This is a genomic window from Streptomyces sp. NPDC085944 (assembly GCF_040686295.1).
GTDB lineage: Bacteria > Actinomycetota > Actinomycetes > Streptomycetales > Streptomycetaceae > Streptomyces > Streptomyces salinarius.
Genome location: NZ_JBFBJX010000017.1, coordinates 92,905 through 115,813, shown reverse-complemented (window position 1 = coordinate 115,813; position 22,909 = coordinate 92,905). Strand labels below are relative to the sequence as shown.

Genomic DNA, 22,909 nt, shown 5'->3' with positions numbered 1-22,909 from the left:
CCCTGCTCCTAGATGTGGGGGACGTCGTCGGGGATGTCGTAGAAGGTCGGGTGGCGGTAGACCTTGTCGGCGCTGGGGGCGAAGAAGGGGTCCTTCTCGTCCCGGGTGGAGGCGGCGATGTGCTCGGAGCGCACCACCCAGATGCTCACGCCCTCGTTGCGCCGCGTGTAGAGGTCGCGGGCGTGGGTGAGGGCCATGGCGTCGTCGGCGGCGTGCAGCGAGCCGACGTGGACGTGGTTGAGGCCGCGCTTGCCGCGCACGAAGACCTCGTACAGCGGCCAGCCCTGCTTCCCGGACTGCTCGGGGCTCATGCCGCCGCTCCCTTCTGTGCGCGGGCGGCCTGCTTGGCGGCGTGGGCGGTGGCCGCCTCGCGCACCCAGGCGCCCTCCTCGTGGGCGGTCCGCCGCCGCTCCATCCGCCGGTCGTTGCACGGGCCGTCGCCCTTGATGACGCGCATCAGCTCGTCCCAGTCGGGAGTGCCGAAGTCGTGGTGCCCGCTCTCCTCGTTCCAGCGCAGCTCGGGGTCGGGCAGGGTGACGCCGAGCTTCTCGGCCTGCGGGACGGTCATGTCGACGAAGCGGCGGCGCAGTTCGTCGTTGCTGTGCCGCTTGATCTTCCAGGCCATGGAGCGCGCCGAGTTGGGCGAGGCGTCGTCGGGCGGGCCGAACATCATCAGGGACGGCCACCACCAGCGGTTCACCGCGTCCTGGACCATCTCGCGCTGGGCGTCGGTGCCGCGCATCATCGTCATCAGCAGCTCGTAGCCCTGCCGCTGGTGGAAGGACTCCTCCTTGCAGATGCGCACCATCGCGCGCGCGTAGGGCCCGTAGGAGCTGCGGCACAGCGGCACCTGGTTGCAGATCGCGGCGCCGTCCACGAACCAGCCGATCACACCGACGTCGGCGAAGCTGAGGGTCGGGTAGTTGAAGATCGAGGAGTACTTCTGGCGGCCCTCGATCAGCCGCCGGGTGAGGTCGTCCCGGTCCGCGCCGAGGGTCTCGGCCGCCGAGTACAGGTACAGACCGTGTCCGGCCTCGTCCTGGACCTTGGCGAAGAGGATCGCCTTGCGGCGCAGGGACGGGGCCCGGGTGATCCACTCGCCCTCGGGCTGCATGCCGATGATCTCCGAGTGCGCGTGCTGGGCGATCTGCCGGATCAGCGTCCTGCGGTAGCCGTCGGGCATCCAGTCCCGCGGCTCGATGCGCTGGTCGCGCGCGATCGTCGCGTCGAAGAGCTCCTGGAGTCCGTCCGGCGCGTTTGGAGGCGGCGCCTCGGCGGCATGTGTCGTGGTCATCGTCACCAGCTTCCCAACCGACCATTCGTTCGGTATCAGTGTGACGTGTTTCCGCGCGCCGGGCAAGACCCGGACCTCCGCCGGTCACACTCTTGACAGCGCCGTCGCGCGGCTGGATTACTTGACCTTGCCGCGCGCTAACCGAATGGTCGGTCGGGAGTCAAGGTGGTGGGTACGGTGTCGCAGGCCACTGAGCAGACGCCCACGGAGGCGATGGTCTCCGCGGACGAGGCCTCCCGGGGACTCGGCATCGAGCTGGTGGAGCACGGCGAGGGGACCGCCGTGGTCCGCATGACCGTGACCCCGGCGATGGTGAACGGCCACCGGATCGCCCACGGCGGCTTCGTGTTCCTGCTCGCCGACACCGCGTTCGCCTGCGCCTGCAACAGCTACGGACCGGTGACCGTCGCGGCCGGCGCCGACATCGTCTTCGTCGCCCCGGCGCGCGAGGGCGACGTGCTCGTGGCCCGCGCCGAGGAGCGTGCCCGGTACGGGCGCAGCGGGATCTACGACGTGAGCGTGCGCCGCGGCGAGGAGCTGATCGCGGAGTTCCGCGGGCGCAGCCGCAGCGCGCGGGACGAGACGGCGCGCGAGGCGCCGGGCACGACGACGAAGGAGTCGCGATGAGCAGCGAGCCGACGACCGGGGCGGTCCCGGCACCCCGACCGGGCGAGCCCCTCCCCCACGACCTGCTCGACGACGCCGAGCGGCTCTCCCGCGAGCAGCTCCGGGAGCTCCAGCTCGACCGCCTGCGCGCGACCCTGCGGCACGCCTACGACAACGTGGAGCTGTACCGCAAGAAGTTCGACGCCGCCGGGGTCGTGCCCGACGACTGCCGCAGCCTGGCCGACCTGTCCCGGTTCCCCTTCACCACCAAGGCCGACCTGCGGGACACCTACCCCTTCGGCATGTTCGCCGTCCCGATGTCCGAGGTGCGGCGGGTGCACGCCTCCAGCGGCACCACCGGCCGTGCCACCGTCGTCGGGTACACGGACAACGACCTGTCCATGTGGGCGGACGTCATAGCCCGTTCGATCCGCGCCGCCGGCGGCCGCCCGGGCCACAAGGTGCACATCTCCTACGGCTACGGCCTGTTCACCGGCGGACTGGGCGCCCACTACGGCGCCGAGCGCGCCGGCTGCACGGTGATCCCCGCCTCCGGCGGCATGACGGCACGCCAGGTGCAGATCATCCAGGACTTCCGGCCCGAGATCATCATGGTCACCCCTTCCTACATGCTCACCCTGCTCGACGAGTTCGAGCGCCAGGGCGTCGATCCGCGCACCAGCTCCCTCGAGGTCGGCATCTTCGGCGCCGAGCCGTGGACCGAGGAGATGCGGCGCGAGATCGAGGAGCGCATGGACATCCACGCCGTCGACATCTACGGCCTGTCCGAGGTGATCGGCCCGGGCGTGGCCCAGGAGTGCGTCGAGACCAAGGACGGGCTGCACATCTGGGAGGACCACTTCTACCCCGAGGTGGTGGACCCCCTCACGGACGCCGTGCTGCCCGGGGGCGAGGAGGGCGAGATCGTCTTCACCTCCCTCACCAAGGAGGCGCTCCCGGTGATCCGGTACCGCACGCGCGACCTGTCCCGTCTGCTGCCCGGCACCGCGCGTCCCGCGTTCCGCCGGATGCAGAAGGTCACCGGTCGCTGCGACGACATGATCATCCTGCGTGGGGTGAACGTCTTCCCCACCCAGGTCGAGGAGATCGTGCTGCGCACCCCCGGCGTCGCCCCGCACTTCCAGATCCGCCTCACCGAACGCGGCCGCATGGACCACATGACCGTACGGGTCGAGGCCCGCCCCGACGCCGGTCCCGAGCAGCGCGAGGCCGCCGTGCGGGCGATCGGACAGGGCGTCAAGGACGGTGTGGGCGTGAGCGTCGAGGTGGAGGTGGTCGACCCGGAGACCCTGGAGCGCTCGGTGGGCAAGATCCGCCGGGTGTGGGACCTGCGGGGCAAGTGAAACGTGAGCACCGACACGCCCGTTCCCCGGCCGTACTGGTGTGCACGGTGATGCGGATGGGCAGAAAGGGCTTGATCGGGGGAGGTTGAGTACATCCTGGGGGGACATCCCGTGCGTGTGTGTGTGATCGGTGCAGGCCTGTCGGGCCTGGCGGTGGGCCGTGCCCTGAAGGAGCGCGGCATCTCCTTCGTCTGCCTGGAGAAGGCACCCGACGTCGGCGGGATCTGGCGTCAGCCGGGGGCCGGCGAGCGTGGCCCGGGTTACCAGACCCTGCACCTGAACACCGCCAAGCAGCTGACGGGCTACGCGGACTTCCCGATGCCGGACTCGTACCCGCTCTACCCCCGGCACAGCCAGGTCGCCGCGTACCTGCGGTCCTTCGCCGAGTGGTCTGGCCTGCTCGACCACGTCGAGCTGCTGACCGAGGTGGTCTCCGTCCGTCAGGACGCGGACGGCCGGTGGACCGTCGTCAGCCGGGGCGCGGACGGCGCCCAGACCTCCCGCCGGTTCGGGCAGGTGGTCGTCGCCTCGGGGCACCACACCGACCCGGCCCTGCCCGACCCTCTTCCGGCCGGTGCCGATTCTTTCGCCGGAACGATTCTTCACTCCCTCGACTACCGCGACGGCGGCGACTTCGCCGGCCGGCGCGTCGTCGTGGTGGGTCTCGGCGCCTCCGCGGTGGACATCGCGGCGGACCTCTCCCGGCACGCGGCGCGGACGCTGCTGTCGGTGCGGCGGGGGCTGCACATCGTGCCCAAGCAGCTCTTCGGGATGTCGGTCGACGAGATCGCCGAGGCCCCCTGGTGGAACGAGATGTCCTTCGCCGAGCGGCGCCAGTGGGTGGAGCAGGCGCTGCTGGTGGCGCGGGGCAGACTGTCGGACTACGGCCTGCCCGAGCCCGACCATCCGGTCTTCTCCTCCGCGACGACCCTCTCGGACGAGATCCTCAGCCGGATCCGGCACGGTGCGGTGACCCCGAAGCCCGCGATCGCCTCGTTCGACGGCGACCGGGTCGTGTTCACGGACGGCAGTTCGGAGCCCGCCGACGCGGTGGTCTACTGCACCGGCTTCCACATGACGTTCCCGTTCCTGCCGGCCGGCTGCCCGGTGTCGGCGGACGGCTCGGTCGAGCTGTACCGACGGGTCGTGCCGGCGGACCGGCCCGGGCTGTACTTCGTGGGGCTGGTACGGCCCGTGGGCGCGATCACCCGGCTGGTGGAGGCCCAGGCCGAGTGGGTGGCCCGCCTCGTCGACGGCGCCGCCGTCCTGCCCGCGGCCGAGGAGATGCGTGAGGAGATCGGCACGTACCTCACCGGCATCGTCCAGCGCTACGGCCGGACGCAGGGCGCCTCGATCCAGGTCGACGTGGGCCCGTACCTGGCCGAGTTCCGGGAGTCGCTGTCCGTGTGAGCGCCCCGCCGGGCGCCGGAGCACCCTCGCGGCACATCCGGCCGCGTCCGTGACGAGGGCCCCGCTGGATCGCACCGGGACCCTCGTCGTGTGCGGACGGCCGGTCAGGACACCGGCACCGGTTCGGGGGCGGTCTCCACGACCGGCGGCCGGACCGCGTACGCCTCCGAGGAGAGGTACGCCGTCACCCTCGGCGCCCGGTCCCGCTGGTGGGCCAGGGCCAGATAGGCGATCAGGCCCACCCCGTCCTCGGGCCGCCGCTCGGTGAGGGCCGCCAGGGCCCGGTCGAGCACGGAGGCGTCCATGCCGTGGTGGCGCAGCACCCGCGACGCCCGGGCCAGGGCCTCCCCGTCGTGCCGGACGTAGTCCCTGACGGGGATGTGCAGGGTGAAGCCGCTCGGCCGTGCGGTGCGGGTGTCGGTGAAGGAGTGGCAGGACAGTCCTGGCCTCCTGGCGAGACCCGTCGCGTCCGGGCCGAGGCCCGCGGCCGCCCGGAAGAACCCCTCGACCGCAGCGGGCCCGGGGCCCGAGTCCATCCGGGACAGGCGCCCGGCCTGGCCGGCCGTGAGGTTGTCGTGCCGCACATAGACCTTCACCCGGGGCTCCGCCCAGTCCCCGAGGTCCAGGGCGAGGAACGGATGTCCGGCGCCCCGGGGCAGGCCGTCGTACGCCTGCCGGTGCCCGAGCCGGTGCAGGGCCTCGCGCACCGTCGCGGCGGAACGTTCCTCCCCTCGCGCCGCCGGGTTCAGATAGACCTTGACCCCGGGTGTGCCACCGGGCCGCAGCTCCAGCGCGCACCACAGGGCGAGGGGGCCCCGCGGGTCGGCCGGCAGGAACAGGTCCTGGAGTTCGTCGAGGACGTCGGTGGCGAAGTGCCAGCGCCGCGCCATGGTCCGGATCGCCTCGAGTCCGACGCGGCCGTTGTGAGCCAGGCTGTCTGCGCCGCAGCCGGGTTCGACGAGGACCCGCATGGAGGGTGCCGCGTCCGGTCGGAAGGAGAGGGAGAATTCCACCGGGGTGTGGTCGTCGGACAGGAAGGTGCGGGTGGGCGGCGGCAGGCTCAGCGGCCGCTCGGCCACCGGGCCCAGTGAGTCGGCCAGGACCCGTGCGTAGGTCTCGACGTCGCAGCGGGACAGACCGGCGACCACCCCGAGTCTTCGCAGCTGACCGCCCGTGAGGGAACCGAGCGTCGGTGTGCTCCGCGGGACCGTGCCCGTCGGTGCGGCGGTCACCGGCCCGTCTCCGGTCGGAGCCGCACAAAGCGATACCCGCCTCGGGGGGCGGGTATCAGGGGGTCCGGCGCCGGGAAAGCGGCGTTCGTGGATATGTGGTCCACGACACCTCCTTTGACTCGTAAGCAACTTGAGTACCGCGTTGCTCACTACCCGTGCCGTTCGGTCATCATGCGAATGGGGCGGGTTGGGGAGGTGTTGCGCAGATCACCGCGTGAGCCAGGTGAGGAACTGGCTCCACATTCCCTTGTGTTCGGCCGGGCGCGCGGCGTTCGCCGCCTGCTCCCGCTCGGCCGCCGCGGCGGCCTGTCCCGGTTCGGCACGCCGGACGGGGCGGACGGGGGTGAAACGGGCCGGCAGCGTGGCCAGCGCCCGGTTGAAGGGCCCCGGACGCCACGTCAGGCTGTCCTCGGGGACGGCGAGTTCGACGTCGGGCAGCTCGTTGAGCAGATGCTCGACGGCCGTCACCGTGATGTGCCGGGCCGGTTCCTTGGACGGGCAGGCGTGCGGGCCCGCGCTCCAGGCGAGGTGCGCCCGGTTGCTGCCCGCCTGGCGGGACGCCGTGAGGGCCGGGCCGGTGTTGGCCGCGGCGAAGCTGACCAGGACGAGGTCGCCCGCCTGCAGCTGGTGTCCGGCCAGTTCGGTGTCGGTGGCCGGGTAGTGCGGGGCGTAGTTGGCCATGGGCGGGTTCTCCCACAGCGTGTCGTCCAGCGCCTCGTCGATCAGGCCGCCCTCTCGGGCGTACCGCTCGTGGGTGAGCAGCCGGTGCAGGGTGTTGCCGAGGAGGTTGCGCAGCGGCTCGGCGCCGGCCCCGAGGAGCAGGGCGATCTGGTGGACCATCTCCTCGTCGTCCAGGCCTGCCTCGTGCCGCATCAGCCAGGAGGTGACGTCGTCGCCCGGCTTGCGCCGCTTGAGCGCGACGAGCTCCCCGGCCGCCTGGAAGAGCACCGCGGTGGCCTTCTCGGCGTTGACGCCGTCGAACATCCCGGAGATGCCGAACAGCACCCGGTCGCCGATGTCGGCGGGGCAGCCGAAGAGTTCGTTGAACACGAACAGCGGCAACTGCTTGGCGTAGTCCCCGAGCAGGTCGGCCGAGCCGCGGGCGGCGAACTGGGAGATGAGGTAGCCCGAGATCTGCTCGGTGCTGCGGCTCAGGCGCCGGGTGTCCACCCGCGCCATGCTGTCGGTGACCGCCTGGCGCAGCCTGAGGTGGTCGGCTCCGTCGGCGAACATGCAGTTGGGCCGGTAGGCCAGGAGGGGCGCGACCGGGCTGTCCGGGCTGATCTTGCCCTCGTTGAACGCCCGCCAGCGGCGCGCGTCCTTGCGGAAGGTCCCGGAGTCCTGCAGCAGTTGGAGCGCCGCCGCGTAGTCCGTGACCAGGGTCGCCTCCACCCCCGGGGCCAGTTCGACGGGGGCCGCGGCCCCGTAGTGGCGCAGGTACTCGTAGTACGCCTGCGGATCGGCGGCGAACTCCGGCCCGTGCAGCGGCACCCGGGCGCCGGAGCCGTGGGCCGGGCAGCCGGGCGGCGGCACCGGTGCGGTGTCGTGGGGGTTCATGTCTGCTCCCAGCTCCTAGCGGGTGCGGTCCAGCAAGTAGCGGACGAGGGTGGTCAGTGCGGCGGCCGACGACTTCTCGTCGCGGGCGTCGCAGGTGACGACGGGGGTGTCGTCGAGCAGGTCGAGTGCCTCGCGCAGCGCCCGCTCGTCGCGCAGGGGCGTGCCGTCGAAGTGGTTGACGGCGATGGCGTAGTCGAGCCCGTAGTGCTCGATGAGGTCGATCACGGGGAACGAGTCGGCCAGGCGCTCGGGGTCGACCAGCACCAGGGCGCCGAGCGCGCCGCGGGCCATGTCCTCCCACATCTGCACGAAGCGCTGCTGGCCGGGGGTGCCGAAGAGGTAGAGCACGACGCGGTCGCTGATGGTCAGGCGGCCGAAGTCCATGGCGACCGTGGTGGTGGTCTTGCCCTGGACGCCCTTGAGGTCGTCGACCGGCTCGGCGGCCTGCGTCATCGTCTCCTCGGTGGACAGCGGCTCGATCTCGGAGATGGAGCCGATGAGGGTGGTCTTGCCCACCGCGAAGTGCCCGACGACGAGGATCTTGACCGCCGTCTGGGTCGCTCCCTCGCGTACGTAGTCCCGCTCACCCAAACTTGGCGCGGAGCCCATGGAGCACCTCCTCCAGGATCTCTCGGTCCGCGAGGCGGGCGCGGGCCACCGGCGGGCGGGTCGTGAGGTGTCCGCCCTCCATCAGGGAGGCCAGCAGGATCCGTACGACGCCCAGCGGGAAGTGGGAGTGTCCGGCGATCTCGGCGACCGAGAGATAGCCGGCGGAGCAGAGCTCGAGCAGACTCTGCTCCTCGGGGGACAGCCGGGCCGGCCGCTGCTGCTGTTCGGCGGAGGCCGTGACCAGGGTGATGAGGGAGAGGTCGCCGTCGTCGGGCAGGCCGCGTCCCTTGGTGATGACGTACGGCCGTACTAATTCGGGCGCCTCGGGCTGCCAGCCGTCCTGGCCGGTCACGAGCGGGTGCCCAGGTTCTCGCGCGGCGGTGTCGTCAGCCGCTTGCCCAGCTGGGCGACGAGTTGCTGCATCCGGAAGGTGATGTCCGCCATGTCGACCTCGGGGGAGGCGGACACACCGAGGTAGGCGCCCTCGCCGGCGGAGATCAGGAAGACCCAGCCGCCGTCGAACTCGACCAGGGTCTGCCGCCAGGACTGGCTGGGGTCCTCACAGAAGAAGGCGAGGGTGCGGCTGAGCGACTGCACGCCGCTCATCGCCGCGGCGACCCGGTCGGCGTCGTCCTTGTCGAAGTCCTGCGTCCGGGCCATCAGCAGGCCGTCGGCGGATATCAGGACCGCGTGCAGGGCACCTGGAATCTCCAGGGCGCTGTCGAGCATCCATGACAGATCGTCGTTCACGAGACCTCATGTCCTTCGCTGCTTGCACCAGGTGTTTCGCTCGTCCGTCCGGCATGGTCCGGGCTGTCCGGTTCGGTGACCCGGCCGGACTGCGTTCCGCGCTGGAAGGCGCCCATGACCTGTGCCTGGTCGGAGTCCGAGCGGCCCGTCGCGCGGGGGGTGGACGCGCTGCCGGGCACGATGGCCATCGGCCGCTTGCGGCGGCGCCGGGGCAGGCCGTCGCCGGTCTGGGAGGAGGTGACCGCGGCCTCCGGTCCGCCGTCGGGGGCCGGCCGGGCCGTGCCGCGGGTGGCGGGGGCGGGGGCGGGGGCTTTCTTTTCAGGCATCGCGGTGAGCAGTTCGTGCGGCAACAGGACCACCGCCCGTACACCTCCGTAGGGGGAGGAGGAGTCCACCGACACCTCGAAACCGAATCGTTCGCACAGCAGGCCGATGACGGCGAAGCCGAACTGCGGCGGGTTTCCGAGCCCCGCCACGCCCGAGGCGCGCTCGGTGGCGAGCAGCTTGTCGGCGCGGGTCCGCTCCTCGTCGCTCATGCCGACACCGGCGTCGTCGACCACGATGCAGATGCCCTTGGGCACGGTCCGGATGTTGATCTCGACGACCGTGTCCGGGCTGGAGTAGCTGGTGGCGTTGTCGAGGAGCTCGGCGAGGGCCAAGGCGACGGGCTCGACGGCCCGGCTGGTGATGCCGAAGTCGACCTGGGAGAGGATGTCCACCCGGCGGAAGTGCCGGATGCGGCCCTGGGCGCTGCGCACCACGTCGTACACCGAGGCGGTGTCGCGCCGCCCGCCGAGCCAGCCGTCGCAGAGCACGGCGATGGACTGGGCGCGCCGGCCGAACTGCGAGTTGGTGTGGTCGATCTCCAGCAGGTCCTGGAGGAGGGCCGAGTCGCCGTACTTGTTCTGCAGCCGGGAGAGCACCAGCTGCTGTTCGGCCGCGAGGCCCTGAAGGGTCCGCATGGCGGACTTCAGCACCGTCTTCGTCTCGTCCTCGGCCCGCTCCTGGGCGGCCTGCACGGACTTCCCGTAATCGCTCTCCAGCTCGGTGTAGTGATCCCTGAGCCCCTGGATCTGCTGCCGCAACGCCCGGGCCGCCCTGCGCTGGCGGCTGATGAGCACGGCGGCGGCGACGAGGGCGACGAGGGCCACCCAGAGCAAGGGGTTCCCTGTGTATTCCGTCATAAGACTCTCTTCAGGCGACTGGCAGCCGGCTTGCTGAAATTCCCGTCCGTGCGGGCGGTCCGGTGGACTGCCCGCACCGGGGGTAGCTGCCCGGGCTGCCCCTTACGTCGAGGATGCCGTCTTTCACCCATCCGCCCGCTCCGCAAACGCGGTGATCGTATCACCGCATGATCAGGTGAATTCACGTCAAGAAGCGCCTGAACGCGACCGGTTGAGACCGGCAAACACGCCACTCGGACCCGTGGGTACAGTCGGCCCCGTGAAAGATGCACAAGACACCTTCCGGCCGAGCGGGGGCCGGGTGCGAGGCGGCACGGGGTGACGCCCGAGGCCATGACCGCGGTGTTCGCGGCCGGAGTCGGGGCCGGCGCCATCAACAGCGTCGTCGGCTCAGGCACCCTGATCACCTTTCCCGTGCTGCTGGCCACGGGGCTGGCGCCGGTCACCGCCACCGTGTCCAACGCGCTGGGCCTGATCCCCGGCTCGATCAGCGGGGCCGTGGGCTACCGCGAGGAGCTGCGCGGCCAGGGCCGGCGCGTCCTGAAGTTCGGTTGTGGAGCACTGCTGGGCGGCCTGTCGGGCGCCACCCTCCTGCTGATGCTGCCCGCCGACGCCTTCGAGACGATCGTGCCGGTCCTGGTGGGCCTCGCCCTGCTGCTGGTGGCGTTCCAGCCGCAGATCGGCCGGCTGGTCCGGCGCCACCGGGCCCGCACCGGCGCCTCGCCCCGCCGGGACGGCGGCCCGCTGCTCCTCGTCGGCCTGACCCTGGCCAGCGTCTACGGCGGCTACTTCACCGCCGCCCAGGGGATCATCTACCTGTCCCTGATGGGCATGCTCCTGGACGAACCCCTGCAACGTCTCAACGGCGTCAAGAACGTCCTCTCCGCCCTGGTCAACACGGTCGCCGCGGTCTTCTTCCTGTTCGCCGCGGACTTCGAGTGGACGGCCGTCGGGCTCCTCGCGGCCGGCTCGGGCCTCGGCGGCTGGGCCGGTGCCCGGGTGGGCCGCCGCTTCAGCCCCACGGTGCTGCGGATACTGGTCGTGACGGTCGGCACGGTCGCCCTCGTGCAACTGCTGCTCCGCTAGGCCGTGTCCAGCCGGTTCCAACCGCCGCCCGGTCCCCGGCATAACACCGCGTTATGCGAGGCCGGGATTGTTCGGACGGCGGCCGGGCCCGACATGCTGTGGGCGCCCCCACACATCAGCACGCGCCCGGCGCGCGTGTCGTCGGAATCGAGGAGCCTTGCGAACAACGAGACTCGTCCCCGCCCTGCCGGCCGCCCTCGTGGCCGCGCTGCTGTCCGCCCTGACGCTCGCCCCGACCGCGTCGGCGGTCGAGCCCCGGCCCGGTGACGGCGGCCCCCGGCCGATCATCGGCGGCGGCTACGCGCAGAACGCCCCCTGGGCGGCACGTCTGTTCTCCAACGGCCGGCAGACCTGCACCTCGACCATCATCTCCCCCACCTGGATCCTCACCGCCAAGCACTGCGTCAGCGGCGGCAACCTCGCCTTCCGCATCGGCAGCCTCGACCAGGGCTCCGGCGGCACGGTGGCCAACGGCGTCCAGACCGTCACCAGTCCCTCGGCGGACCTCGCACTGGTCCGGCTCGACCGCTCCGTCTCCGCCACCTACGCCCGGCTCGGTCAGCCGGGCACGGTGCGGGTCGGCCAGACCGTACAGGTCTACGGGTGGGGCGCGACCTCCCGGTGCGGCTCGGAGATCAACTGCCAGTCCCAGTACCTCAAGGTCGCAGGCGTGAGCGTCACCCGCGGCTGTTACGACGCCTACTACGGCCAGGCGATATGCGCCCGTCCCGTCGACGGCATCACCGCGGGCGGCGACTCCGGCGGCCCGATGACGGCCGGCGGCGTCCAGGTGGGTGTCGCCTCGACCAGCGACCGGCAGACCACCACGGCGTACACCAACGTGACCGCCTACCGTTCCTGGATCCAGTCGGTGGCGGGCGTCTGACTCCCCCGCCGCCCGGGTCCTGCGCCCGCCCCCGTCACGCGGGAGGCAGGCGCAGGACGCCGTGCTCGTCCCGGATGTCCGTGAGCACCCGCACGACCTCGGCGTCCCGGCCCCGGGGTCCGAGGTCACCAGGGCGGCCAGGTCCCCGAGGCACCGCTTGCCGTCGGCGGGCGGCCGCCCGCGGGCCGCTCACCGCCCGCCGTCCGCCCTCCGCCGTCCAGGAAGCGGACGGCCCGGCAGGCGTGTGGTGAGCACATCTACTGTGCGAGGCGACCGACCGAGGGTGTCCCGCGCGCGAAGGAGCCACCGCATGACCGGCCGGGACCTGCCCATCCACCGCGCGGGGGAAACGGGGGCGGCGGTGACCGGCCCCCAGTGCACGCCCACGGGTCGGCCGGCCAACCCCGCGCGGACGGCGCCGTTGTCAGGCGCAGCCCCAGGCACCCATCCCCTGCATGCGGGCCAGGCGTTCCGCCACGGCGATCTGCTCGGCGCGGCTGGCGAGGTCAGCGCGCGGGGCGTACGCGAGGCCGCCGGCCGCGACCCAGCTCGACGGCGCGAACTGCAGTCCGCCGTAGTAGCCGTTGCCGGTGTTCGCCTGCCAGTTGCCGCTGGACTCGCACGCGGCGATGGCGTCCCAGTCGGTGCGCAGGGGCGTCGACGGCGCGGCCACCGCCCGGCCGGTGGCGCCGAGGGCGGTGGCCGCGACCAGTGCCGCCGCGGCGGTGCCGATCCTGCGGCCACGCGAACCGCGCACGTCGCTCTGACGATCATTTCGTCTACAGATCATAAGATGACTGTTACCTCAGGCGATCGGCCATCGCCGCCCAGACTCACCCGTCTTGGGCCGGTCGGAGCACGAACTCGACGCCGCACGGCCGACGACCGGCCCGGGTTGTGACCGACGCCGGCTCGGCGCCGAGCACCCCTCGTTCGTGTGAAGAACCGCGATGGTGTCGTCCGGTCGGGTGACGGCCGGGCAGATGCGTCGCCGCGCGCGCTTACGGTTTCGCGGTGACTTCGATCTCCACTGACCCGCGCCCCCTGCGAACCGCCGACCTCGGCACGCTCGTCATCATGTGCTGGAGCCGTGAGACGCCCGACGGCGACGTCCCCTTCCTTCTCGCCTGCTCCCTCGGCGACGGGGAGGGCGGCCCCGAGGCGACCCCGGCCGCCGTGGAGGGGCTGCTGAGCCGTTCCGGGCTCGCGGTGGGCGGCGACACGGTGCTCGACGGCACCGTCCTGCCCGACCTTCCGATCGGCCTGCTCGTCGTACCGGGCGCGGCCGCCCTCACCATGCCGGGCGTCAACGCCCAGTTCGTTCCCACCCCGCAGTGGCGGGCGGCGGCGGACGCACGGGGGTTCGCCTGCCTCATCTTCGCCACCCGCCCCTGGTCCGGGGGCGAGACCGGCGACGGCGCGGCCGTCGCCGCCTTCGCCAACGACAAGGAGACACTGGCCACGGCGGCGCAGGTCGTCCTGCCCGTGCGCAGCCTGCGAACCTGACGCCGGCGCCGGCCCCGCTCACCACGCGACGGCGTGTCGTCTCACGTCCACAACTCGCCGCTGTCGCACACCCGGGCGCCCATGTTCCGCTCCATCATCCGCAGTGCCGCGTCCGCCAGATCGGCGTGGATGTGGGCGACCGCGTCGCGCGGCACGATCACCTGCAGATGGCGGATGTGGGCGTCCAGCGCCGAGTAGAGCACGCACTGCTCGGTCACCTGCCCGCACAGCACGAGCCGGTCGATTCCCTGCTGGTGGAGCAGATAGGTCAGCGGGGTCTCGAAGAAGACGGAGTGGCGTGCCTTGAGCACGAAGAGAGAGGACTCGTCGGGCTTCAGCGGCTCGACGAGCCGGGAGTGCGGCCCCGAGAGAGCCTTGTCGAGGATCTCGCCGTGGTGCGAGCGCCACTCCCCGAAGTTGTCGTTGACGTAGATCACCGGGACGCCCTGCCGCCGCGCCCGCTCCAGCAGGCCGGTGACCTGCGGCAGTACGGATTCCACGGCGGGGATCAGGAACTCGGCGTCCTGGTGGTCGTAGGTGTTGATCATGTCGATGACGATCAGCGCGGTCTTGCCCATGCCGCCCAGGTTGCCACCGCGCGACGCGGAATCCCTGCTCCCCCCGCCGACCGCGGGCGGACGGGCCGGCCGGCTCACCACGCCGCCCGGTCGTCGAGTTCCACCCCGTCCTCGCCGGGCGGGGGCAGTTCCCAGGGCGCCGGTCCGCCCCCCTGACACCAGTCGCGCAGCCGCTCCTCGTTCACGCAGACTATGCCGCACCGCTCGGCGTAGTCGACGGCCGGTGCGGTGAACTCCGTGCTGGCGACCAGGACCGCCACGTCGGCCCCGTGGACCGTGAAGCAGGTGCCGCCGAAGCGCTGGAGGTCCTGGGAGCCGACCTTGTGGTCCTCGCTGTAGCGCTTGCACTGGATGACGATCCGCCGCCCGTCGGGCGTCACCGCCAGCACGTCGGCACCGAGGTCGCCCGCCCCGCCCACGACCTCGACGTCCAGACAGCCGTCCCGCCGGCACAGGTCCGCTATCGCCTCCTCGAACTCGTCGGGGCCGAGTTCCTCGTACTCGGTGGTGAGAACCACGGTGGTCTCCTCGCCGCTCGCGCACCGCGCCGGCGCCGCCTCGTGGTCCTCCGCCAGCGCGTCCAGCGTCATCGCCGTGGCCGCCGCCAGGGCGTCCGTCGTGCGCAGGGCCGTTCGCGCGGCGGTGCGCCGGCCCCGCGCCCGCCGGCCCAGGAGGACGGCCGTGATCGCGCCGAGCGCCAGGACGAACACCCAGACCGGTCGCCGCTGCGCCGCGTCGTACACCATGCGCACGACCCATCCCGCCAGGACCAGGCCGATGGCGGCGAGGCCGAACGTCACGGTGGTCGCCCGGAGGTCGAAGCGACGCCTGGCGCGTCCGTCTCGGACAGGGCGTTCAGGCACGGTCACGGTGGTCGTCCCTCCCCGGATGGCGTACATGAAGATCACGTACGCCTTGTGCCCACGAACCACCGTTTCAGCGCCGGTTCATGACACGCCGTCGGATGGCGCATCCCTGCCGCGGGAGAATATTTCAGGCATACATTACGGAATATGAAGAAATGCCATGTCGTGTACCTCGTGTGCACCGCAGCGATGATCGGAACGGGGCTCGGTGCGGCCCCGGCGTCCTCCGTCCCCATGACCCATGTGGTCCACCCCGGGCAGTCGATCCAGAAGGCGGTGGACGCCGCCGGCTCGGGCGACACCGTCCTGGTCACTCCCGGCGTCTACCACGAGAGCGTCAAGGTGAGCACACCCGGGCTGACCCTGCGGGGCATGGGCCGCAGTACGGTCGTCAAGCCCAGCACGAAGAAGGCGGCCGACAACACCTGTGCCGAGGGCGGCAACGGCATCTGCGTGATCGGCACGAAGGACGAGAACGTCAAGGGCATCACCGTCGCCGACCTGACGGTGACCGGGTTCACCCGTACCGGTGTGTTCTCCATGGCCACCGACGGGCTGACGGTCCGGAACGTGAACGCGGTGAAGAACGGTGTCTGGGGCATCGCCCAGGAGCGCTCGGTCCACGGCATCTTCCGCGGCAACACCGCCCGCGACAACGGCGACGCGGGCATCTTCCTCGCCAACAACATCAAAGCCGAGGAGGGGGCCGCCGACACCGAGGGCACGCTCGTCGCGCACAACAGGCTCGAGGGCAACCGCATCGGCGTCACCGTCCGGCGTCTGCGCAACCTCGCCGTCGCGGACAACCACATCGCCGGCAACTGCGCGGGCGTCTTCGTCGTCGGCGACGAGAACACGCCCAAGGCCGGCGACCTGGTCGTGCGCGACAACCACGTCGTGCGCAACAACAAGTCGTGCCCGAAGACCGACCGCCTGGAGGCGCTCCAGGGTTCCGGCATCGTCCTGACCGGTGTGGAGAAGGTGCTGGTCGCCGACAACACGGTCGAGGGCAACGCGGGCAAGTCGTCGATGTCGGGTGGCATCGTCCTGGCCGCGAGCATGGTGGGCACCGCCAACTCGAAGAACGAGGTCAACGGCAACCGGCTGAGCGACAACTCCCCCGCCGACCTGGTCGACGCCGGGACCGGTGACACCGCCAAGAGCAACACCTTCAGCAGCAACACCTGCGGCGCCTCCAAGCCCGCGGGCCTGTGCTGAGCCGGCCGTAACGACCCGTGGTCCGAGGAGGGCTCATGGACCGAAGAAGGAAGGAAAGCGGCACATGACGACCGCACAGACTGCCCCACCCCCGCCGATGCGGCTGAGGGAGCTCGTGTTCGGGGCGGCATGTGCCGCCGCCCTCCGCGCGGCCGCACGACTCGGCGTCGCCGACGCACTCGGTGACGAACCGACGGCCGTGGAGGACCTCGCCGCCGCGGTGAAGACCGAACCCAAGCCGCTGCGCCGCCTGCTGCGGGCCCTGACGTGCTACGGCGTCTTCACCGAGCACGGGAACGGGACGTTCGCGCACACCGACATGTCCCGCCTGCTGCGCGAGGACGACCCGCACAGCCTGCGCAACATCACCCTGTGGTGCACCGAACCGTGGACCTGGGACGCCTGGCCCCTGCTGGACGAGGCGGTGCGCACAGGATCCAACGTCGTCGAGGGCCTGTACGGCAAGGAGTTCTTCACCTACCTCAACGAGGACGCACCCCAGTCCGCCGAGGTCTTCAACCGGGCCATGACGACGTCCAGCCGGCAGTCGGCCCAGGATGTCGCCGCGCTCCTCGACCTGTCGGCGAGCGGCTCGGTCGCCGACATCGGCGGCGGCCAGGGCCATGTGGTGGCGAGCCTGCTGGAGAAGTACCCGGCCATGCAGGGCACCCTGCTCGACCTGCCGCGAGTGGTGGAGAACGCCGACCCCCGGCTGCGCGAGGGCGGTTCGCTCGCGGACCGGGTCCGCATCGTGCCGGGCGACTGCCGCGAGGCCATCCCGGTGCGGGCCGACGTGTACGTCATCAAGAACATCCTGGAGTGGGACGACGACAGCACCGCCCGCGCCCTGCGCAACGTCATGGCGGCGGGCGGCCCGGGTGCCCGGGTCGTCGTCATCGAGAACCTCGTCGACGACTCCCCGTCGATGCGGTTCAGCACCGCCATGGACCTGCTGCTGCTCCTCAACGTCGGCGGTGCCAAGCACACCACCGACAGCATGGTCGGCCGGCTGACCGACGCGGGCCTCGTCATCGACGACATCCGCCCGGTCAACCCGTACCTGCACGCCTTCGACTGCACAGTGCCGAAGTGAGCTGACCACCGGACGCACACGCGTCGGCCGCCGGACCGCCCGGAAGCGGTGCGGCGGCCGACGCGTGGGGGCGGCCGTTCAGGCGTCCGGTGCCCGCCGGTCGGTGACCAGCTCCATCCGGGCCCCCTCGAGCGCGCGGACGAGTCCGCCGCCCGTCGGGGAACCGGCGTCCGTGAAGCCGTCCAGGAGCGTGGTCAGCTCGGACACCCGGCCGGGGTCCGGCAGGCCGAGCGTCACGGTGGGATCGCCGTCGTGGAGGTCGCCCCGCACGTCGACCAGCCGCACGACGACGTCGTCGCGCTGGAAGATGGTGCTGCACAGGACGGGGCTGCGCGGGTCCTTCGCCGCCGCCTCGTCGCGCTCGGCGAGCAGCTGGGCCAGCCGCATGCCGCAGCCCGGCCGCGCCGGGTACGACAGCGCGTGCCGCTGCGCCGCGCCGCTCGCCTCGCCCGCGGTCACGTGGTGGACGGCGGGCAGCGCCGCCCGTGTGTAGAACACCCGGGCCGACTCCGGGTCGGCGAGATCCCGGTCCTGCTCCAGGTACGGGTTGATGGCCTCCTCGACGGCCCGCACCTCCGGCTGCTCCGCGACGTGCCGCAGGGCCGCGAGCAGGTCGCCGCGCACCTCGATGGCCCGCACCACCCGGTTGCCGTGCAGGAACAGGGACGTACGGCACAGTCGCGTGGTGTCGTCGACCCGCGGCTCGGGCGAGGCGTAGTCGGCGAGGATCTTGCCGACCGCTTCCTCGCTGCCCGGCTTCACCGTGAAGGTGAGCGCGTGCCGGATGACACCGTCGCCGACGCGGGGCGCGGCCTGCAACTGGCCACGGGCCGGTTCGGCGCCGTCCTGCGGGCGGCCGGTCTCGCGGACCACGTGGAAACGGAGCGACCTGGTGTCCCGTACGCAGCTGTGCAGCGGCTTGACCATCCGCACGTGCTCCTCGCTGCTCACCCAGTTCAGGAACGGCGGCGCGCTCTCCCACTCGCTGGTGATGAGCCACTGGGAGGGGTTCTCGATGGACTGGCACAGCTGCTCGCCGATGTGCCCGGGGACGGACTCGACGTGGCTGCGCAGGTTCTCGTAGGTCTCGAGGAACTGCTGCTGGGCCCCGTCGTAGACCTCCACCAGGAGGACGACCCGCAGCCGGGAGCCGTCGAACACGGACTGGGAGACCTGGTGCGACAGCTGACGCGTCAGCGATTCGGAGGCGGGCTGTTCGGAGGCAAGCTGTTCGGAAGCAGGGGTGGGCGTGGTGGTCATCCTGCGCACATCTCCTTCGCGGGGGCGGTTCGGGACGTCGGCCGCGGTGATGCGACGCCGGCTTGCCTCGATCCTGTGGCCGGCTCCGGCGGCGCGCGACTCGTGTGCGGTGCGCGGGTGACCGGCGCCGCGGACGGCCGGCGGGCGCGGCACCCGGGGCGCCTCGGGCGGGGTGTCTCAGGTGAGGTGTGCGAAGACGACCAGGTTGTCGGTGTAGTCCTTGACCTTGTGGTCGTAGTCGCCCGCACAGGTGATGAGGCGCACCTCCGGCCGGTCGGCGTCGCCGTAGACGCGATCGCTGGGGAACTCGTCCTTGGCGTAGGTCTCCAGGCTGTCCACGACGAAGGTCGCCTCGCTCCCGTCCGCGCGCTCGACCTGGAACTTGTCGCCCTTGTCGAGCTGGTCGAGGCGGGCGAAGACCGCGGCGGACGTCTTGGTGTCCACGTGCCCGGCGATGATCGAGGTTCCCTTCTCGCCGGGGGAGACGCCCTTGGCGTACCAGCCGACGAGGTTGGTGTTGCCGGCCGGCGGCGGTTCGAGCTGCCCCTTGTCGCCGATGGCGAGGTCGGTGAAGGGGGCGTCGACGGAGATTTCCGGGATGAGCAGGCGCACGGGCTTCGACCGGGGCAGGGCCGGCTCGTCCTCGTCGGCCTCATGGGGGGCGGACGAGGCCGTCGTTCCGGGCTGTGCGGGCAGCGGGGGGCGGGAGGAGTCGGCGGACGTGTCGTTGCCGCCGACCAGGCTCACCGCGAGGATCAGCAGGGCCACGCCGCACAGCACCATCAGGCCGGAGCGGGAGCCCTGGCCGGTCGTCGTGTCGTCGTCGGCGGGGAGGGGGGTGGAAGGGGGGACTGGCATCGGGGACGACCTCACTGGGGCACGGCGGCAGGGCGGACGGGTGAGCGCGGGCGAGCCGGGCCGCCCCGTGATTCCTGGGTGGCGGCCCGGCTGCTATCGCGCCCGGCACGGCTTACGCCACTCCGTGAGCCGACTTCTTGCGTCGGACGGCGTACAGGCCGGTCGCGGCGACGGCCAGGACGGCCAGCCCGCCCGCGGTCGTGGTCGGCGTGGCCAGTGCGCCGCCGCCGGTGTGCATCCCGCCGCGCGGCTTCTCGTGGTCGCCGCCGCCCCGGGAGCTCCCGCCCTCGTCCTGCTGGTAGGTCTGCGAGCCGCCTTCCTTGGACTCACGGCCGCCGCCGTCCCAGTTGCCCTCGTTCACGGCGGCCAGCGCACCGCCGCCGGTGTGCATGCCGCCGTGCGGCTTCTCGTGCTTGCTCCCGTTGTCCCGCTTCTCGCCGGAGTCGTCGTGGTTCCAGTCGCCCTCGGTCACCGCGGCCAGCGCGCCACCGCCGGTGTGCATCCCGCCGCGCGGCTCGTCGTGCTTGCTTCCGTTGTCGTGCTCCTTGCTGTAGGAAGAGTCGTCGTGGTCCCAGTCACCACCGACGGCCGCGTAGGCGCCGGGCGTGCCGAGGACGAAGACGGCCGAGGCCGCCGCCGTGGTCAGGAGCATGCGAGCAGAACGCATCTGAGGTTCCTTCCGTCACGGCCGGGCAGCTGGTGCTTCGTCAGCTGAGGTGACCCGGCCCCGACGTGAATTACCGTCAGCCCGCCGTCGTCGTCGCACCACTCAAGCCGATCAGCCGGGTGAACACCCCGCCCGTTCGGGTGCCGGGACAGCCGTGCGGCGAGGGGGTCAACAGATCCCATCGGTGCCGGAGTTGGGCCGGCCGGACGGCCTGTCGCGCGGGCCGGCCCGTCTTCCGGGAGCCGCTACTCCTGCGGGTCCAGGTGGGTGGGGTCCTGCACCTCGGCCTCCTGGCGGCGGGAGCCCGGAGCGGCTCGGTCCGCGGTGGCCTCGCTGTGTCCGGACTGGGGCGGCGGGGGCGGTTCGGTGTCGCCGGGGGCGCCCATGCCGGCGGCGGGCAGGCGCAGGGCGAGCAGGGCGACGTCGTCACCGCGGGGCGCGATCCGTGCGAGCAGTTCGTCGCAGAAGCCGTCGACGTTCCACCGGTCCAGCCGCCGGACCAGGGCGGCGGCGTGGTGGCGGAGCTTGTTCATGCCCACGTCGATCGGACGGTCGCGGCTCTCCACCAGACCGTCGGTGTAGAGCAGGAGGATGCTCTCGGGCGGGAGGTCCTCGCGGGTGTCGGGCCAGTCCAGGCCGAGGCGCAGGGTGGCGCTCATGCCGATCAGCGGTCCGTGGCCGCCCTCCAGGAAGCGGGTCCCGCCGTCCGGTGTGATCAGCAGGGGCGGAGGGTGACCCGCGTTGACCCAGTGCAGCCGCCAGGGGCCGCCCTCGGCGCCTTCGACGCGGGCGAAGACGAGGGTGGCCATGGGCGCGTCGCTGGTGTTGGTCACGGCCTCGTCCAGGCGCCGCATGATCACGCTGGGCGGCTCCTGGTGGTCCCAGGCGAGGGCGCGCAGCATGTTGCGGACCTCGGCCATGTGGGCGGCGGCCTGCAGGTCGTGCCCGACGACGTCCCCGATGACCAGGGCCATGACGCCGTCACCGAGGAGGAAGGCGTCGTACCAGTCGCCGCCGACCTCCATGGCGCTCTCGGCGGGCCGGTAGCGGGCGGCCATCCGGAGGTGGTCGACCTGCGGGAGCGGGGTGAGGAGCTGGCGCTGCATGGTCTCGGCGACGTTCTGCTGCTCGTGGTAGAGCCGTGCGTTGTCCAGGACCAGGCCGACGCGGCGGCCGATGTCCGCCAGCAGGGCGATCTCGGCCTCGGTGTGTGCGGGGTGCTCCCCCGTGCGGGCCACGGTGAGGATGCCGTAGGACCGCTGCCGGGTGCGCAGCGGGATGGCGACGGCCGCGTGGCCGCCGAGCCGTTCGAACAGGACGCGGTGGGTCGCGGCGAGCGGGTGCTCGGGGTCCCGGCACAGCTCCCCGGCCTCCAGCGGGACGGGCCGGTCGCCCTTGACGAGCAGGGTCAGCGCGGCTCGGGCCTGGTCCGGCAGCGAGGTCATCGGCCCGCGCAGTGGCCGGGCGCGCTCCGGCCGGGTGCTGCTGCGGACGGCCACCCGTTCCAGTACGTCCGACTGGCCCTGGTACACGTCGACCGCGGCCCACTGGCCCAGTTCCGGCACCAGCAGCCGGACGAGTCGGCGCAGGGTGGTGGAGGGCCGCTCGGTCGGCACCAGCACGGTGGAGATCTCGGCGACCAGGTGCAGCTGGGCGGTGAGGGCCTCCAGGGCGGTGGTCCGCGCCGCGGTCTCCTCGGCGGCGCTGCGGTGGAGGCTGAAGTCGTGGAAGACGAGGACCAGCCCCTCCTGGCGTCCGTCGCGGACCAGGGGGGTGGTCGCCCAGATGATGGGGACCGTGGTGCCGTCGGCCCGCTGGAAGTACTCTTCGCTCCCCTCCTCGGCGGGCACGCCGTGCAGGGGGCTGCGCAGGGCGCACCGCTCGCGCGGCACGGGGCTGCCGTCGGCGTGCCGGTGCAGGAGGTCGTGCGCGTCGTGCCCGAGCATCTCCTGCTCGGTGCGTCCCAGCAGGTGCTCGGCCCAGGGATTCACCGAGGTGATCCGGGCGGTGGGACCGAGGGTGAGGACGCCGGCGCCGAGGGCGCGCAGGACCGCGCGGGGGAAGTCGGACCCGGCGGGCTCCGGTGCGCGGTCCGCCTCGCCGTGCCCTGGTTCCTCGCCGTCCCGGTGGCCCGCCCAGCGTGACGTCACGACCCTCACAGCCTTCCGATGCCGTCCACCTCGCCAGGTTCCCCCGGCGGGCGCCGGCGAACCGCTCCACGCGGCCGAAGGGGGGGAGGGTCCGGGCGCGTAAACGGGTCGCTCCGTCCGGCCGGTTCCCGTACGTTCAGCCGATGTCCGTACTTCGAACCGATCGGCTCGTGCTCCGCGACTGGCAGGCGTCCGACCTGGACCCTTGGGCGGCCATGAACGCCGACCCGGTGGTCCGCGCGTACTTCCCGGAGGTGCTCACGCGCGAGCAGAGCGCGGCGTCCGTGGCCGGTTTTCAGGCCGACCTGGACCGGAGGGGCTGGGGCTGGTGGGCGGTGGAGGTCGCCGCCTCCGGCGAGTTCGCCGGGTTCGCCGGGCTGGATCCCGTGGACGAGGGCATGCCGTTCACCGGCGTGGAGGCGGGCTGGCGTCTGGCCCGGCCGGCCTGGGGGCACGGCTATGCCACCGAGGCCGCGCGGACGGTGATGTCGTACGCCTTCGAGAGGCTGGGGCTGGCGGAGGTGCTCGCCGTGACCGCGGCGGGCAATCTGCGCTCACGGGCGGTGATGGACCGCCTCGGCATGACCCACGACCCGGCCGACGACTTCGATGACCCGGAGGTCCCCGAGGGCCCGCTGCGCCGCTCCGTCGTGTACCGCCTCCGGGCCGGGGGTCACCGGCCCGGGGGGCGGTAGGCGCGGGGTTCGACACCGTCGGCCGGGGTGGGTGACGGCT

The 22,909-nt window shown here is 72.1% G+C and carries 24 protein-coding genes; 9 read left to right on the top strand and 15 right to left on the bottom strand.

Annotated elements, in window-relative coordinates:
• Positions 1-8 precede the first annotated feature (8 nt).
• Positions 9-311: a 1,2-phenylacetyl-CoA epoxidase subunit PaaB gene (paaB, locus tag AB0P07_RS29240; RefSeq protein ID WP_365555798.1), complete on the bottom strand. Its 303-nt coding sequence runs from the start codon at positions 309-311 to the stop codon at positions 9-11.
• Positions 308-1,294: a 1,2-phenylacetyl-CoA epoxidase subunit PaaA gene (gene paaA, locus AB0P07_RS29235; RefSeq protein WP_365555796.1), complete on the bottom strand. Its 987-nt coding sequence runs from the start codon at positions 1,292-1,294 to the stop codon at positions 308-310. Before paaA ends, paaB begins: the two co-directional genes overlap by 4 nt.
• Before the next feature lie 177 nt (positions 1,295-1,471).
• Between paaA and paaI the strand changes: the two genes are divergently transcribed.
• The 3 genes from paaI to AB0P07_RS29220 all read left to right on the top strand — a co-directional run bounded on the left by paaI (position 1,472) and on the right by AB0P07_RS29220 (position 4,674).
• The gene (gene paaI, locus AB0P07_RS29230) at positions 1,472-1,921 is read left to right on the top strand and encodes a hydroxyphenylacetyl-CoA thioesterase PaaI (RefSeq protein ID WP_365555794.1); all 450 of its coding nucleotides are present in this window, start codon (positions 1,472-1,474) and stop codon (positions 1,919-1,921) included.
• Complete coding sequence (gene paaK / locus AB0P07_RS29225) at positions 1,918-3,264, top strand: phenylacetate--CoA ligase PaaK (protein ID WP_365555792.1); 1,347 nt, start codon at positions 1,918-1,920, stop codon at positions 3,262-3,264. Before paaI ends, paaK begins: the two co-directional genes overlap by 4 nt.
• Before the next feature lie 111 nt (positions 3,265-3,375).
• Positions 3,376-4,674, top strand: a complete 1,299-nt coding sequence (locus AB0P07_RS29220) for an NAD(P)-binding domain-containing protein (protein WP_365555790.1) — start codon at positions 3,376-3,378, stop codon at positions 4,672-4,674.
• A gap of 104 nt (positions 4,675-4,778) precedes the next feature.
• On the opposite strand, the gene AB0P07_RS29215 is transcribed toward AB0P07_RS29220, so the two are convergent.
• The 6 genes from AB0P07_RS29215 to AB0P07_RS29190 all read right to left on the bottom strand — a co-directional run bounded on the left by AB0P07_RS29215 (position 4,779) and on the right by AB0P07_RS29190 (position 10,006).
• Entirely contained in the window at positions 4,779-5,906 is a 1,128-nt protein-coding gene (locus AB0P07_RS29215) for a tryptophan dimethylallyltransferase family protein (RefSeq protein WP_365555788.1), read from the bottom strand.
• Between the two features lie 207 nt (positions 5,907-6,113).
• The gene (locus AB0P07_RS29210; protein WP_365555786.1) at positions 6,114-7,463 is read right to left on the bottom strand and encodes a cytochrome P450; all 1,350 of its coding nucleotides are present in this window, start codon (positions 7,461-7,463) and stop codon (positions 6,114-6,116) included.
• Between the two features lie 15 nt (positions 7,464-7,478).
• A complete protein-coding gene (locus tag AB0P07_RS29205) occupies positions 7,479-8,072 on the bottom strand; it encodes an ATP/GTP-binding protein (protein ID WP_061446450.1) in 594 nt (197 codons plus the stop codon).
• A complete protein-coding gene (locus tag AB0P07_RS29200; RefSeq protein ID WP_365555784.1) occupies positions 8,047-8,424 on the bottom strand; it encodes a DUF742 domain-containing protein in 378 nt (125 codons plus the stop codon). The genes AB0P07_RS29205 and AB0P07_RS29200 overlap by 26 nt, the downstream gene beginning before the upstream one ends.
• A complete protein-coding gene (locus AB0P07_RS29195) occupies positions 8,421-8,822 on the bottom strand; it encodes a roadblock/LC7 domain-containing protein (RefSeq protein WP_102929688.1) in 402 nt (133 codons plus the stop codon). The genes AB0P07_RS29200 and AB0P07_RS29195 overlap by 4 nt, the downstream gene beginning before the upstream one ends.
• Positions 8,819-10,006 (bottom strand): ATP-binding protein, encoded by a 1,188-nt coding sequence (locus AB0P07_RS29190; protein ID WP_365555782.1) that lies wholly within the window; start codon positions 10,004-10,006, stop codon positions 8,819-8,821. The genes AB0P07_RS29195 and AB0P07_RS29190 overlap by 4 nt, the downstream gene beginning before the upstream one ends.
• Before the next feature lie 333 nt (positions 10,007-10,339).
• On the opposite strand from AB0P07_RS29190, the gene AB0P07_RS29185 reads away from it, so the two are divergent.
• Both AB0P07_RS29185 and AB0P07_RS29180 read left to right on the top strand, forming a co-directional pair.
• Positions 10,340-11,092, top strand: coding sequence for a sulfite exporter TauE/SafE family protein (locus AB0P07_RS29185; protein WP_365555780.1), 753 nt, complete (start codon positions 10,340-10,342; stop codon positions 11,090-11,092).
• A gap of 157 nt (positions 11,093-11,249) precedes the next feature.
• The gene (locus AB0P07_RS29180) at positions 11,250-11,978 is read left to right on the top strand and encodes a trypsin-like serine protease (protein ID WP_365555778.1); all 729 of its coding nucleotides are present in this window, start codon (positions 11,250-11,252) and stop codon (positions 11,976-11,978) included.
• Between the two features lie 424 nt (positions 11,979-12,402).
• Here AB0P07_RS29180 and AB0P07_RS29175 read toward each other — a convergent pair whose 3' ends face one another.
• Entirely contained in the window at positions 12,403-12,768 is a 366-nt protein-coding gene (locus tag AB0P07_RS29175; RefSeq protein ID WP_365555776.1) for a transglycosylase family protein, read from the bottom strand.
• 224 nt (positions 12,769-12,992) lie between these two features.
• Between AB0P07_RS29175 and AB0P07_RS29170 the strand changes: the two genes are divergently transcribed.
• Positions 12,993-13,484: a DUF5949 family protein gene (locus AB0P07_RS29170; RefSeq protein WP_365555774.1), complete on the top strand. Its 492-nt coding sequence runs from the start codon at positions 12,993-12,995 to the stop codon at positions 13,482-13,484.
• 41 nt (positions 13,485-13,525) lie between these two features.
• Here the strand turns inward: AB0P07_RS29170 and AB0P07_RS29165 are convergent, their stop codons facing one another.
• Positions 13,526-14,062 (bottom strand): isochorismatase family cysteine hydrolase, encoded by a 537-nt coding sequence (locus AB0P07_RS29165; RefSeq protein ID WP_365555772.1) that lies wholly within the window; start codon positions 14,060-14,062, stop codon positions 13,526-13,528.
• Positions 14,063-14,136: 74 nt separating this feature from the next.
• A complete protein-coding gene (locus AB0P07_RS29160; protein WP_365555770.1) occupies positions 14,137-14,931 on the bottom strand; it encodes a restriction endonuclease in 795 nt (264 codons plus the stop codon).
• Positions 14,932-15,075: 144 nt separating this feature from the next.
• Here AB0P07_RS29160 and AB0P07_RS29155 point away from each other — a divergent pair, with 144 nt between their 5' ends.
• Together AB0P07_RS29155 and AB0P07_RS29150 are read left to right on the top strand one after the other, a co-directional pair.
• Positions 15,076-16,146 carry a right-handed parallel beta-helix repeat-containing protein gene (locus AB0P07_RS29155; protein ID WP_365555768.1) on the top strand — a complete coding sequence of 357 codons (1,071 nt, stop codon included), beginning with the start codon at positions 15,076-15,078 and terminating at the stop codon, positions 16,144-16,146.
• Between the two features lie 64 nt (positions 16,147-16,210).
• Positions 16,211-17,239 (top strand): methyltransferase, encoded by a 1,029-nt coding sequence (locus tag AB0P07_RS29150; RefSeq protein ID WP_365555766.1) that lies wholly within the window; start codon positions 16,211-16,213, stop codon positions 17,237-17,239.
• A 78-nt stretch (positions 17,240-17,317) separates the two neighbouring features.
• Here AB0P07_RS29150 and AB0P07_RS29145 read toward each other — a convergent pair whose 3' ends face one another.
• The 4 genes from AB0P07_RS29145 to AB0P07_RS29130 all read right to left on the bottom strand — a co-directional run bounded on the left by AB0P07_RS29145 (position 17,318) and on the right by AB0P07_RS29130 (position 22,174).
• Positions 17,318-18,499 (bottom strand): SchA/CurD-like domain-containing protein, encoded by a 1,182-nt coding sequence (locus AB0P07_RS29145; protein WP_365555764.1) that lies wholly within the window; start codon positions 18,497-18,499, stop codon positions 17,318-17,320.
• 177 nt (positions 18,500-18,676) lie between these two features.
• Complete coding sequence (locus AB0P07_RS29140) at positions 18,677-19,357, bottom strand: class F sortase (RefSeq protein WP_365555762.1); 681 nt, start codon at positions 19,355-19,357, stop codon at positions 18,677-18,679.
• Between the two features lie 112 nt (positions 19,358-19,469).
• The gene (locus AB0P07_RS29135) at positions 19,470-20,024 is read right to left on the bottom strand and encodes a hypothetical protein (protein ID WP_365555760.1); all 555 of its coding nucleotides are present in this window, start codon (positions 20,022-20,024) and stop codon (positions 19,470-19,472) included.
• 245 nt (positions 20,025-20,269) lie between these two features.
• The gene (locus AB0P07_RS29130) at positions 20,270-22,174 is read right to left on the bottom strand and encodes a SpoIIE family protein phosphatase (RefSeq protein ID WP_365555758.1); all 1,905 of its coding nucleotides are present in this window, start codon (positions 22,172-22,174) and stop codon (positions 20,270-20,272) included.
• A 143-nt stretch (positions 22,175-22,317) separates the two neighbouring features.
• Here AB0P07_RS29130 and AB0P07_RS29125 point away from each other — a divergent pair, with 143 nt between their 5' ends.
• Entirely contained in the window at positions 22,318-22,869 is a 552-nt protein-coding gene (locus tag AB0P07_RS29125; RefSeq protein ID WP_365555756.1) for a GNAT family N-acetyltransferase, read from the top strand.
• Positions 22,870-22,909 lie beyond the last annotated feature (40 nt).